Below are 12,562 nucleotides of genomic sequence, written 5' to 3' on the forward strand. Positions count from 1 at the left end.
GGGAGCAGGGCGGCCAAGCCTCCGGAGCCACGAACAACAGCAGCCAGCCTGAGAGCCACACCCCGCTCCCCTGGGTGCCACAACCTTACGAATGGCTGGGGTGCACCCGTGAGTTGAAAGGTAGGGCGGCCTGATGGCGGGCAACGGCGACCTGGAGGTGTCGCCGCAGGCTGTCGCGGCCATCCAGAGCGGTCTGCGGGCGGCGATCGCCGAGCTCCGCGAGAGCGGGGATGCGGCCGGCGCCTCCCAGGGTGCGGGTTTCGAGAACCTGGCGATGACCGGCATGGAGACCGGGCACGCGGGCCTGGCCAAGGACTTCGAGGACTTCTGCGAACGCTGGGAGTGGGGCGTGCGCGCCCTGATCCAGGACGCCTCCGCCCTCGCCGGGAACCTCGGGATCGCGGCGGGGACGATGTGGGAGGAGGACCAGTACGTGCAGGGCTCGTTCAAGGTGGCCCTCAACGCCGCCTGGGGCAACCCGCACGCCAGTGAGGACGAGATCGAGAAGAAGGCCTGGGGCGACATCGTCACCGCGGACCTCTACAAGCCGGACTGCAGCGCGAAGTCCTTCGATCAGAGTGCGAAGGACATCGGGCAGACCTGGTCGGACACCAAGGACACCGTCACCTCCACGGGGCGGATCGGATCGTTGAAGGACCTGCTGGACCAGGCCGGCGGGGGTAGCGGGGGCAAGGGCTGATGGGCTGGCGGGACTGGGTACCGGATTCGGTTGAGGACGTCGTCGAGGACGGTGCGGAGAAGGTCGGCGACTTCGTCGAGTGGGGCGGCGACAAGGTCGCCGACGTCGCGGAGGACGCCGGCTGGGACAGCGGTGCGGACTGGATCCGCGACAAGAGCCGCTCGGCGGCCAACCAGCTCGGCGCCGACGTCGCCGAGCTCGAGCTCGGCCAGACCGAGGACCCCAAGAAGCTCGTCTACGGCAGCCCGTCGAAGATCCGCGAACAGGTCGGGCACCTGAATGACTTCCAGAAGGCGTTCACCTCCGTCGGCACCGGGCTGAAGAACCTGACCGAGCCGGACGGGCTCAAGGGCGAGGCCGCCCGCGCTTTCCGGGAGGCGGTGGCGAAGGAGCCGCCGCGCTGGTTCAAGGCCGCCGACGCCTTCGGCAAGGCCGCCGACGCGATGAACCGTTTCGCCGAGACCGTGGAGTGGGCGCAGAACACGGCCAAGGAAGCCCTGGAGGACTACAACAAGGCGAAGAAGGTCTCCGAGGACGCCCGCGACGCCTACAACAAGCAGGTCACCGCCTACAAGGATGCCGTCGAGGCGAAGAAGGACCACCTCCCGCCCAGGCCCTCGGAGACCTTCGACGACCCCGGCAAGCCCCTCGCGGCCGCGGCCCAGGAGAAGCTCGACCAGGCTCGCAAGCAGCGCAACGAACTCGCCGAGAACGCAGCCAGCGCCGTCCGCGCCGCCCGCGACGCGGCCCCGCCCAAGCCGTCCTATGCCCAGCAGCTCGGCGACGGCCTGGACTACCTCGACCTCGCCACCACCCACCTCCTGGGCGGCGTCGTCAAGGGAACCGCCGGCATCGTCAGCTTCGCCCGCTCCCTCAACCCCGGCGACCCCTACAACATCGCCCACCCGGCCGAGTACCTCACCAACCTGAACTCCACCGCCGCCGGCCTCGTCACCATGGTCAACGACCCCTGGGGCTCGGGCAAGAAGATGCTCGACGAGTTCATGAAGGACCCCTCCGAAGGCCTCGGCAAACTCATCCCCGAACTCATCGGCTCCAAAGGCGCCGGCGCCGCCAAGAAAGCCGCCACCACCGCCAAACACCTCGACGACGCCAAACCAGGACCCGCCCGTACGAGCCTTGACCAACACGGTCCGCACGCGAGCGAGACACCCGATGCCGGAAAGCGGCACGACGACACGGATCCCGTCGATCTTGCGACGGGCCGCATGTTTCTGCCCCAGATTGACGTCGTCCTACCGGGTGTGCTCCCACTGGCCTTCACTCGCCGCGCCGAATCGGGCTACACCGCGGGCCGCTGGTTCGGCCCCACCTGGGCGTCCACCGTCGACCAGCACCTCGAAGTCGACGCCGAAGGCGTCATCCTCGTCACCGAGGACGGCCTGCGCGTGCCCTACCCGCACACCGCTCCCGGCCTCCCCGTTCTGCCCGTCTCCCCCTCGGCGCCCCGCCACCCGATCGAACGCACCCCCGACGGCGACTGGACCGTGACCGACCCGGCGACCGGGCACACCCGCCGCTTCACCCCGCCGGCGGGCGACCCGGACGGCAACGGCATTGCACCGATCGCCCAGCTCGAGGACCGCAACGGCAACCTGATCACCTTCGAGTACGACGCCCAGGGCACCCCTCTCGGCATATCCCACTCCGGCGGCTACCGCCTCCGCTTCGACACCGCCGACGGCCGCATCACCGCCCTCCACCTCGACGGCGGCCCCCGCATCCTCGCCTACGGCTACACCGACGGACACCTCACCGCCGTCACCAACTCCTCGGGCAAGCCACTCCGCTTCACCTACGACGACCGCGCCCGCATCACCTCCTGGACCGACACCAACGACCACTCCTACACCTACGCCTACGACGACCACGACCGCTGCACCGCCGAGGGGGGGAGTGGCGGCCACCTTACGCTGACCCTTGAGTACTCCGAGCAGGACCCGGACACGGGCCACCACACCACCACGCTCACCACGGCCGAGGGCCACACAACTCGCTACCGCATCGACGGTCGGTTCCGCGTCATCGCGGAGACGGATCCACTGGGCGCGACGACGCGATTCACGTATGACCGCAACGGTCGTCTCCTCACACGAACGGATCCCCTGGGCCTTACGACGACGTGCACGTACGACGAGCAGAGCCGCCTGGTGTCGGTGACCCGTCCAGACGGACGGTCGAGCCGCGTCGAGTACGACGAGCTCGGCCTGCCTGCAAAGCTGACACGGTCGGACGGCACATCGGTCCGGCAGACGTTCGACGAACGCGGCAACCTGCTGTCGACGACGTCAGCGGCCGGTGCCACGACCCGCTTCGGTCATAACGAGTTCGGCCACCCGGCCTCGGTGACCGACGCGCTGGGCAATGTCACTCGTATCTCCTGCAACGCAGCCGGGCTGCCACTCACCATCACGGACCCGCTGGGTGCTACCACGTCGTACGAGCGGGACTCTTTCGGTCGTCCCGTTGCCCTGACCGACCCTCTCGGCCGGACTCTGCACCAGACCTGGACGGTCGAAGGTCGCCTGTCACAACGGCAGTACCCAGATGGAGCAGCGGAGTCATGGACGTACGATGGCGAGGGGAACTGCCTCACGTACACGGACCGGGCCGATGCGACGACGTCCTACGAGTACAGCGACTTCGACTTGTTGGTCGCCCGCACCACCCCCGACGGGGCCCGGTACGAGTTCTCTCACGATGCCGGACTGCGGATGACGGGGGTCACCAACCCCGAGGGGCTGATCTGGACCTACGCCTACGACCCGGCTGGTCGCCTCCTGCGCCAGTCCGATTTCGACGACCGCACACTGAGCTATGTCTATGACCCGGCTGGCCGGCTGACTGCGTGTACGAACGCTTTGGGTGAGACCGTCACGTACGAGTACAACGTGCTCGGCCAAGTCACCCGGAAGACCACTGCGGATGGCACCACTGCCTTCGAGTACGACGCCTCCGACCAGCTCGCCGTCGCCTCGTCGCCGCATGCGACGATCACCTGGCTGCGCGACAGGCACGGCCGTGTCGTATCCGAGACGGTCAACGGACGGACGATCACCTATGCGTACGACGTTCTGGGCCGCCGAGTCAGCCGTACCACTCCGTCAGGGGCGACGGCCACCTGGACCTACGATGCCGCTGGCCGCCGGTTGTCCCTCACCACCTCCGGCCGCACGATTGGCTTCGGTTATGACGCCGCGGGTCAGGAGGTTTCCCGCACGATCGCAGGGGCTCTCACCCTCACCCACGATTACGACGAGCTTGGGCGGCCCAAGAACCAGCGCCTGGTGGCCCGTGACGGCCGCACACTGCAGCGTCGCGGATACGCCTACAGGCCCGACGGGGCCCTGACCGCACTCGACGATCTGCTGGCGGGTTCGCGTACTTTCACGCTCGATGACGCGGCGCGTGTCACCGCTGTCCACGGCCCGTCGTGGGAGGAGCAGTACGCCTACGACGCCGCTGGCAACCAGATCGAGGCCACCTGGCCCGATTACCACCCGGGAGCGGCGGCGCGGGGCTCCCGCAGCTATACGGGAACCCGTGTCGTGAACGCGGGCGGAATCCGGTATGAGCACGACGGCCTGGGCCGCACCACCCTGCGTCAGAAGGCGAGGCTGTCCCGCAAGCCGGACACCTGGCGGTACGAGTGGGATGCCGAGGACCGGCTGGCCGGAGTGGTGACCCCGGACGGCACGGTCTGGCGGTATGTCTACGACGCACTGTCCCGACGGATCGGCAAGCGTCGGCTTACCGCGGACGGTTCAGTGGCCGAGGAAACGGTTTTCACGTGGGACGGCTCCACCCTGTGCGAGCAGACGAGTGACCCAGTCACGGTGACCTGGACCCACAGCGGTGTGCATCCGCTGACGCAGACCGAGACCAACGGCGTCGACGTACGCTTCTTCGCGATCGTCACGGATCTGATCGGCACGCCGAAGGAACTCGTCTCCGAGGGCGGCGAGATCGCCTGGCACACGCGGTCCTCTCTGTGGGGCGCCACGACCTGGAACCGCGATGCGACGGCGTACACACCACTGCGCTTCCCGGGCCAGTACTTCGACCCTGAAACAGGCTTCCACCACAACTACTTCCGCGTATATGACCCGGAAACGGCTCGTTACCTTTCCCCGGACCCGCTGGGTCTGGTGCCCGCTCCCAACCCGACGGCCTACGTCCTCAACCCCCACGTGTGGTCGGACCCGCTGGGCCTCAAGCCATACGACATCCCCTGGTCGAGCGGCAATGTCTCCCGCGCGGTGCGGGACATCGACAACGGGCAGACCGCGATATATGTGAAATCGCGGGCCGAAGCAGAGGAGATCCTGCTCGGGAAGTTCCTCGGCGACGGATACCGAAATGCCGAAGGGTTCGACGGGAAAGGAACACGCCAGTACTTCGGCGACAAGGCGGGCACGTATCATTGGGACGACAAGCTAGGAGAGGACGGCCGCGTTCTGGGACATGGTGCGGATAATCGGGACGGGGATCTCCCTCATCTCCAAGTCCACACTTTTCCGAAATCTCCGTACGGTGGCGAAATCATTCGAATTTTCTGGGGAGAGAGATAACGAAATGCGGATGCGCGCGGCAAATCGCCTGACGATGACAAAGGCAGGCATCACGGCTCGTATCGCGGCGCACGAGCCGGGGCGAGTCGCCTGGGTCGCTGTTTATCCCGTGGACGGTGGGTTCATGGTTTTCACGGTGGAGATTCCCGAACACCTGGCGGATGACAACACGTGCTTCGGCGAGGAATCCATCACGCGGCGGAACCTGGGCACGTTTTCGACGATCGAAGAAGTCGACGGGGCCGTCGCCAGCCTTGGCATCGACCCCGACGAGCTGGATGCCCCCTGGCACAACGACTATCCACTGTAGGGTGCGCTGGTTTGCTCAGGAGGGCGGCCGGCAGGCGGGCCGACGGGCTCGACGACCCGTCGGTTCCGCGCCTGCCGCTGTTCAGCAGCGCACTCGGGGATCCAGGACCGGCAGCAGCGGCCGCTACACCGGTCCCTGCAGGTAGACCCGGGTGTGGGAGACCTGCGAAGCGGCGGCAGGGAAGGCCATCGAGCGGGTGCTGCTGCGCACGGAGACCTGGTGGGAGCCGGGCGTGTTGCCGCCTGTGATCTTGACGGAGCGTTCCGCCTCCGCCTGGATGCCCCGCAGTTTGAGGTCTGCCACACCGGTGAACTCGATCCAGAAGCGCAGCGTGTTGTACGCCTTCTCTGCCCACTCCGGCTTTGGGTGCTCTGGAAGCTGCTGGGTCTCGAAGCCGAATGTTACCGAGGTGTCGCGTTCATCGATGTGCAGGTAGAAGAAATGGCAGGTATTCAGATCAGGTAGCGCCGCCGTACCGTACAAGGTTCGCAGCTCCGGCCAGTCGATTGCATCTGTCATTTCACACACGCTCGTAGAAGGTGTTACATACGTACGAGGGACGGTCGGGTACAGCTTGGTCTCGAGGGGCCGGGAAAAACAGTGCCGACCACTGTCGCCGCCGTCCGCGTTACGCCGTCCGTAGCGTCGAAACACCGACGGACACCAGCAAAAGAGGGGGCGGTGCCTCATGCGCGCACGCACGACCAGCACCACCGCCCCCAAGCCCCGGTATGGCGTTCCGTCCTCGGCGCTGCTCGCCCGCGCGGACCGCGGCTTCGCCCGCTTCCTTGCCCAGCAGCCCGAGAACCAAGAGCACGACGGCGGCCAGGCCGTGCCCGCCCCCGCCGCACACCCCGCGACCGCCCCAACGAGGCTTTGATGAGCAGCAGACACCTGGCCCTGCACGACCCCGAAGGGCTCCTCGAAGGTGCACTCCCCCTCGACCCAGGCACCCACGAGCACCTGGCCAAGGCCGTGCTCGGCTGGACCGGCGAGACCGGGCTACAGCCAGCAGACCTCCACCAGATCGCGCTGCAGCGGACCGGCGCCGCCCGCGCGGTCGCCGCTGACGTCCGCCGTGCCGCCGACCAGCTGCCCGCCGACCACGCCGCCCGCGCCCTCGCCGACGTCGTCCTGGACGAAGCCGACCGGCGCCTGTTCGCTGCCTCGGACGGCACGGTGCGCTGCGCCCAGGGCCGTGCCCGCCTCATCCGCGCCCTCTACGAGCGCCTGGACCGCCTCACCGAAGCCGCCGCATCCCGGCCCGCCAAGGCCCTCTGAACCCGCCGCCACCCGGACGAGGCCTGGGGATCCTCGGGTGCGCGGCGTAACAGCACGACGGCCGGCCCAACCCGGGCCGGGCGAGCACCACTCGAGACCGAGAGCGGCACCACCGTGACCACCGCAACCATGGAGCTGCGCCGCTTCCTGACCAGCACCGGCCAGCGCTTCCGCACCGGCCAGTCCGCGCCCGAGATGTTCACGAACGCCTTGAGCGCTGGCCAGACGCACCGTGCAAGTTCGCCGGACTCTTCGACCACGGCCGCACCCGAGAGAGTGGGCCGGTGTCGGTTGCCGGTCTCGGTGGAGATGTTGCCGGGAAACGACGGCGGTCGGGCGCGGCGGGGGTATCGCTGGTCAGGGGGTGCGTGGCGTGTCAGTGGATGCTGGCAGTCTTACCTGGTGAAGATCAACGGATTCGACGATGATTCACTGGTGGCCGGGGAAGAACTGGTCTCCCGCCGGGGTTTCTGGGCCGCGTACCTCATGTGGATGTGCTACCCGGCGAGCTGGTGCGTGCCGGAGCCTCCACCGACCCCGGAGTGGTTCGGCGCGGACTCGGCCGATGCCTACGCCGTGCACGACGCGCTGACGGACGAGGACAACCGGCCCGTGTTCCGGATCCCGTTCGGCGGCGGGCACACCGCGGTGGTGGTGAACGGTTCCGAAGACCGGGGCACGCATTACCTCATCACCCACCCCGACTGGGAACGACACGGCCACCTCGCGACCATCAACGGACCCCAGGCGGGCCCCGGCCTCTCCTGGCGGGAACTGCTGCACATCGCCGAGACCCCGGACCGTGAGTCCCCCGGAATCCATGACCGCTACGCCCGACTGCTGCTCCTGCTGCCCGCGATGAGCGACGAGGAGACGCTGTTCGAGCGCATATACGCCATGGCGCCGACGCCGGCGATCGACGCAATAGCCGAGGCGCTGGTCCGGGTCGGCGTTATGGCCGACAAGACTGTGCGCATGGCGGAGATCCTGGTGGACCATCCGCTGTGGGACCCGACCTCCTGGTCGCTGTCCGATGAGCAGCCCTTCGGCGGCATTCTCTACAGCAATGACCCCCGCAGCCCGCGACATGACCTGAGGCTCGCCCAAGGCACCACCTACGAACAGCACGAACAGCTCGCCCGCGCACTCGGAACATGGCCCGTCTGACGTCAAGAACCGACACGATGCCAGAAGTCGGCAGCATGACTCTTCCGGTCTACCGGCTGCTCTCGTCCCTGGGCGCCATGTGGTCCCAGCTCTCGCCGATATGGCTACGGTGTCGTGCGCAAAGTAGATGTCAGTGCGGCGCTGGTCCGCTCGCAAGATAAACGCGAGACCTCGCAAGATCCCTCACCAGGACCCGCTCGTCCAGCCTGCTTGCCGTGCCCTCCGCCATCCGCCCTTCCTCCCACGCCGTTCCCGCAACCGCACCACTCGCCTCACTGCAACGCGCATAGCGTGGCAGCGGGCCCACGTACGCGGCACAGGCAGGCCGATGGCGGTGGAACTCGCCCGACTCGGCGCAGTGGGATCGCCGAACTGGGCCATGTCCGCGCTCAGCTCGCAGCCGAGGCTGATCACCGCCAAGCTGCCGACCTTGCAGGCGTGGTTGATGGAGCCGGTTCCGGCGGCCGCCGTGAGTCGTAAGAGGCCGCCCGAGCACCCGAGCTCCTCGATGGGGCAAGCTGAGCGGACCTTGTGGCGGACGTCAGTGACGACCGGGCGGTCGACCGGGGTGGGGTCTTCCGGCACCCGGCTCGGTCCACGCAGCTGCGCCTGGGGTCCATCTGCGGAGGGGGCGCGGGTGAGCCACATGGCCACTGTGGCCGATGCTGAGACCAGCCGGCCGGCCCGGGACCTGTCACCCGGCCGGCTTGGAACCGTGGTGATCATGTTCGGTAGTTGTTCGCCAGCTTCGCGGCTGCCTGCCGCGGCCGTCCGCTGCCCACGCGGCGAACGGGTTGTGGGCCCGGTGCTGGAGTGGCACCTGGCGGCGGCATCCACTGGCCTACAGTGCCGCCTATGCAGCGGCCGAACGCGGCCGGTACCCGAGCTGTGGTGACGCCCCTCCACTGATCAGACCCCGCAGGGTGGAGGGCCCGCCGATCGGCAGGCCCTCCATTTTGGCCCGCACCACTCGTGCGGCCAGACGGCGCCGGCGTGGAGAAGTTGACGGCCACGTTTTCGTTGGACTGGTCGACTTCGCGACGGCCCGCTGCATGTCCCGCCCCAGCGGTTTAACGGAGCCGATGCTGCCGCAGGGATGGGGGGACCTACTCCCCGCGTCGCGCGGGGTTCTCACGTCGCAAGGGAGAGAAGATCTTGGGTGACTTCCGTCCGGTGGCCAACGGACTTCGTACCGATCACCCCGTCCCGGGACTGCCGTTCATCAACGACGAACGGCTGCCGCTCGACAACCCGGACGCGATCGAGCGCACCGGCCGGGACCAGGGCGAGGGACTGTGGGGCCGCACCGACCCGTTACCGGGAGACGGATGGGTGGCGTTCACCACCGAGCCGAAGAACCGCGCATACGCGTGGGCCGTCCACTACCACCCCGAACACGGCCGCACCGTCGTGCTGGTCACCGACGCCAGCTGGAGCGGACTCCACCACGACTGGGTGTACAGCCACACCGGCTTCCTGTACCGGCACGGCGGCTACTGGTGGGACGGCACCGCCTGGCACCGGCCCGGCGTGGTCTTCGACGGCGCCTACGAACGCTACGACGCCCGCCCCGTTCGCGACGCGCTCACCGTCACGGCCGCGGACCTCCTGGTCCACCCCGCCGACCCGGGCAAGGCGACGGTCGCGACCATCGCCGGGTTCACCGCGCACAAGACGGCCCTGCCCAACTGGCGGGATCACCTGGCGCTGTGGGCGGAGCACCGCCGGCGCGTGCCGGACGCGCGGCCGCTGGACGAGTGCGTCGTCGACCTGAAGGCCCCCGAGCTGGAGCCGGGGCTCCTGGTGGACCGCGCCGGGCTGGCGAAGATCGCGAACATCCCCGAGGACGACCTCCCGGACCCGAAGTACGAAGACCACAAGATGCCCGAACCGCAGGCCCACGGTGCAGCCGGCCCCCTGTGGTCGCAGCCCGTGGCCCGGGACTGGGCGGAACAGCACCACCGCGCCCAGGGCCCCGGCGCGCTCCTCTCCGCCACCACCTCTTTCGGCACCCCGCAGCCCCAGGGACTCGTCGCCGACCACAACCGCCTCACCAAGGTCATCCAGGGAGACGGGAAGCAGACCGAGGAGGCAGCCAAGACCCTCGCCTGGTGGCCCGCGGTCTCCCTCACGGTGGGACCCGAAAGCCTCGTCCCGATGTCGGCGCTGCGCACGACGCTGATCGAGGCCGTGCTGTCCCATCTGGCCACCGGAGTCCGGAAGGGGAGGACCGGAATCTGGCTTGGCACCCTCCGCCGCGACGTGGTCGAGATCTTCGACTGGTACGTCCAGCGGAAGCCGGACCACACCGCCCACCTCCTGAGCGAGATCTGCCTGGATGCCCACACACGGCTGAATGTGGACCCGGAGACCGTCGGGAAGATCATCCGCCGATCCCTCCACCTCGACAGCAAGCTGGGCGAGAAGACCATCGACGCGCTCCTCGACATGGCCCTGCCGCCGTCCGCGAAACCCTCCGAGAGCTAGCCAGGAGGCCCAGCCGGCTGCGCCTCTTTCTTTGGGGGGCAGTCGGGCCCTCATCCCGCGCGTGTTCCCGGTGTGGAAGCTGGCGGCCGGGCAAGCCGGGGCGGCTGGGCATGCCGAGCCTGGGCAAGCCGTCCCAAACGGCGCTTGCCCGGGCTCGGCCGGAGCGGCCGGCCCGTGTGGTCCGCTCGCGCTAGTGACCGTCGCCCCCACGGCGCGGGACGGTCGTGCTGCAACTGTGCGCAACCGGCTCGCTCGGGAGGCGATCATGGCGTTACTTTTCTTCGGTACGGACCCGAACTCGGGTGGGGGAAACTGTCCGGCGGTCTGGGCGGACACTGACACCCCACGAGGGCCGGAGCTGGTCTTCCAGGGCAAGGTCGCCGACGCGATAACGATGGCGGCCTGCGGGAAGGACAGCCCGGCCGCGGACGACGAGGCGGTCATGCGTATCCCTGCCCGGATGGTGGAGCAGATCAGGAGGGCGTGCGATGCCGCAGAGGCCGCCGGCACCCAGCTTTGAGGACCTCCTTGACTCCGCCCGCGTGCAGGCTTTGCACCTGGAGCTGCGCGACGTCTACGCCGTCGGCGAGGAACGCGAGGTCTACGGCGCGTTCCTGAGGGACGGCAGCGTGCCGGCCGACGACTCGGCGTACTGGAGCGGGTGGCTGCCGCTGGTGGAGCGGACCGTCGCCCGCGGCGTGAAGGTGGCCCGGGCCCGGATCGTGTCCGAACCGGTCACCGAGTACATCCGCTTCGATCACGCCATCACCGACGCCAACATCCGCGCCGGCGAGGAAGTCCGCTGGCTCGGCCGCCGCCACGCCTCCGCCCTCGCGCTGCCCGGCAACGACTTCTGGCTCATCGACGACCGGGTCGTGCGGTGGAACATCTTCTCCGGCGACGGCGAAGCCCTCGACCCCGATCACACCGAGGACCCCGCCGCGATCAAGCTGTGCGCCGACGCCTTCCAGGCGGTGTGGAAGCTGGCCGTCCCACACGCCGACTACCGCATCTGAGCCTTCGCACTCCTCAAGGGCCGCCACCTCATGACGACCGCCTCCCCGTCCTCGGCCGCGCAGGCCGCCCGCGCAGCCCTGGCCCGCCGTTTGGTCGGGCTGCGCAAGGACGCCGGCCTGAAGGCGTTCGAAGTGGCGGACCGGTGCGGCTGGCACAAGTCCAAAGCCTCCCGCATCGAGAACTGCCGCTCCCTGCCCTCCGACGACGACATCCGCGCCTGGTGCCACGCCTGCGACGCCGACGACTCGGCGCCCGACCTGATCGCCGCCTCCCGCTCCGCGGACGAGATGTACCAGGAGTGGAAGCGCCTGCACAGAGGCGGTATCAAGCCGTTCCAGGAGTCGGTCATCCCGCTCTACCAGCGCACGCGCTGCTTCCGCGTCTACTGCTCCAACGTCGTCCCCGGCCTGCTGCAGACCCACCCCTACGCCACCGCGCTCCTCTCGGCCATCAGCACCTTCCAGGGCACCCCCAACGACGCCGCCGACGCCGCGACCGCCCGCCTGGACCGCTCCCGCATCATCTACGAAGGCAACCACCGCTTCGTGCTCCTGGCCGAAGAGGCCGTCCTTCGCTACCGCATCGGCGACACCGCCGTCATGGCAGGCCAGCTCGGCAAGCTCCTGGAACTGACGTCCCTGCCCTCCGTCGCCTTCGGGATCATCCCCCTCACCGCCGAGCGCACCATCTGGCCGCTGGAGACGTTCATGGTCTTCGACACCGAACGCGTCCTCGTCGAGACGCTGTCGGCCGAGATCGCCATCACCCGCCCTTCCGAGATCGCCGTGTACGCCAAAGCGTTTGGCCAGCTCAAAGAATTGGCCGTCTTCGGAGCGCCAGCCCGCGCCCTGCTCCGAACCGCCATCGACGCGCTCGGGTAACGGGCCGCCACTTCGTGCAACTTCCTTGAGACCCACAGGGCGCATCCCTAGCGTCGAAGGCACAGCCGCAACCGCCATCGGCCATCAGGCGAACGAGGCCCCTTGATGCCCCCACACCGCGACACCC

Annotated in this window: 11 protein-coding genes; 10 read left to right on the plus strand and 1 reads right to left on the minus strand. The window is 68.6% G+C overall.

Annotated elements, in window-relative coordinates:
• The first annotated feature begins 133 nt into the window (after positions 1 to 133).
• From EF903_RS17870 to EF903_RS17880, 3 genes are read left to right on the plus strand one after another with little or no spacing between them, the layout of a single operon-like run.
• Positions 134 to 700, plus strand: a complete 567-nt coding sequence (locus tag EF903_RS17870) for a hypothetical protein (RefSeq protein ID WP_125544341.1) — start codon at positions 134 to 136, stop codon at positions 698 to 700.
• Positions 700 to 5,292, plus strand: coding sequence for a putative T7SS-secreted protein (locus EF903_RS17875; RefSeq protein WP_260615518.1), 4,593 nt, complete (start codon positions 700 to 702; stop codon positions 5,290 to 5,292). The genes EF903_RS17870 and EF903_RS17875 overlap by 1 nt, the downstream gene beginning before the upstream one ends.
• Positions 5,255 to 5,602, plus strand: coding sequence for a hypothetical protein (locus tag EF903_RS17880; protein WP_148142530.1), 348 nt, complete (start codon positions 5,255 to 5,257; stop codon positions 5,600 to 5,602). The genes EF903_RS17875 and EF903_RS17880 overlap by 38 nt, the downstream gene beginning before the upstream one ends.
• A 123-nt stretch (positions 5,603 to 5,725) precedes the next feature.
• On the opposite strand, the gene EF903_RS17885 is transcribed toward EF903_RS17880, so the two are convergent.
• Positions 5,726 to 6,121 (minus strand): Imm50 family immunity protein, encoded by a 396-nt coding sequence (locus EF903_RS17885; RefSeq protein ID WP_185902710.1) that lies wholly within the window; start codon positions 6,119 to 6,121, stop codon positions 5,726 to 5,728.
• Between the two features lie 169 nt (positions 6,122 to 6,290).
• Here EF903_RS17885 and EF903_RS17890 point away from each other — a divergent pair, with 169 nt between their 5' ends.
• From EF903_RS17890 to EF903_RS17920, 7 genes are all read left to right on the plus strand, one after another.
• Positions 6,291 to 6,482, plus strand: a complete 192-nt coding sequence (locus EF903_RS17890; protein WP_125544347.1) for a hypothetical protein — start codon at positions 6,291 to 6,293, stop codon at positions 6,480 to 6,482.
• Complete coding sequence (locus EF903_RS17895) at positions 6,482 to 6,883, plus strand: restriction endonuclease (RefSeq protein WP_125544349.1); 402 nt, start codon at positions 6,482 to 6,484, stop codon at positions 6,881 to 6,883. Before EF903_RS17890 ends, EF903_RS17895 begins: the two co-directional genes overlap by 1 nt.
• 114 nt (positions 6,884 to 6,997) lie before the next feature.
• Positions 6,998 to 8,050, plus strand: a complete 1,053-nt coding sequence (locus EF903_RS17900; RefSeq protein ID WP_260615521.1) for a hypothetical protein — start codon at positions 6,998 to 7,000, stop codon at positions 8,048 to 8,050.
• A gap of 1,155 nt (positions 8,051 to 9,205) precedes the next feature.
• Complete coding sequence (locus EF903_RS17905; RefSeq protein ID WP_125544351.1) at positions 9,206 to 10,537, plus strand: hypothetical protein; 1,332 nt, start codon at positions 9,206 to 9,208, stop codon at positions 10,535 to 10,537.
• 193 nt (positions 10,538 to 10,730) lie between these two features.
• Complete coding sequence (locus tag EF903_RS17910) at positions 10,731 to 11,057, plus strand: hypothetical protein (RefSeq protein WP_260615522.1); 327 nt, start codon at positions 10,731 to 10,733, stop codon at positions 11,055 to 11,057.
• A complete protein-coding gene (locus EF903_RS17915; RefSeq protein ID WP_125544353.1) occupies positions 11,026 to 11,553 on the plus strand; it encodes a DUF6879 family protein in 528 nt (175 codons plus the stop codon). Before EF903_RS17910 ends, EF903_RS17915 begins: the two co-directional genes overlap by 32 nt.
• A gap of 30 nt (positions 11,554 to 11,583) precedes the next feature.
• Positions 11,584 to 12,435, plus strand: a complete 852-nt coding sequence (locus tag EF903_RS17920; protein WP_125544355.1) for a helix-turn-helix transcriptional regulator — start codon at positions 11,584 to 11,586, stop codon at positions 12,433 to 12,435.
• Positions 12,436 to 12,562: the final 127 nt, after the last annotated feature.

The sequence above is a fragment of the Streptomyces sp. WAC05292 genome (assembly GCF_003949955.1).
In the GTDB taxonomy this organism is placed as follows: domain Bacteria; phylum Actinomycetota; class Actinomycetes; order Streptomycetales; family Streptomycetaceae; genus Streptomyces; species Streptomyces globosus.

What these genes read in the sequence shown, in the direction of transcription:
- EF903_RS17885 (WP_185902710.1), bottom strand. Translation starts at nt 6,121, where the DNA reads ATGACAGATGCAATCGACTGGCCGGAGCTGCGAACCTTGTACGGTACG.
- EF903_RS17920 (WP_125544355.1), top strand. Translation starts at nt 11,584, where the DNA reads ATGACGACCGCCTCCCCGTCCTCGGCCGCGCAGGCCGCCCGCGCAGCC.
- EF903_RS17915 (WP_125544353.1), top strand. Translation starts at nt 11,026, where the DNA reads ATGCCGCAGAGGCCGCCGGCACCCAGCTTTGAGGACCTCCTTGACTCC.
- EF903_RS17895 (WP_125544349.1), top strand. Translation starts at nt 6,482, where the DNA reads ATGAGCAGCAGACACCTGGCCCTGCACGACCCCGAAGGGCTCCTCGAA.
- EF903_RS17875 (WP_260615518.1), top strand. Translation starts at nt 700, where the DNA reads ATGGGCTGGCGGGACTGGGTACCGGATTCGGTTGAGGACGTCGTCGAG.
- EF903_RS17870 (WP_125544341.1), top strand. Translation starts at nt 134, where the DNA reads ATGGCGGGCAACGGCGACCTGGAGGTGTCGCCGCAGGCTGTCGCGGCC.
- EF903_RS17890 (WP_125544347.1), top strand. Translation starts at nt 6,291, where the DNA reads ATGCGCGCACGCACGACCAGCACCACCGCCCCCAAGCCCCGGTATGGC.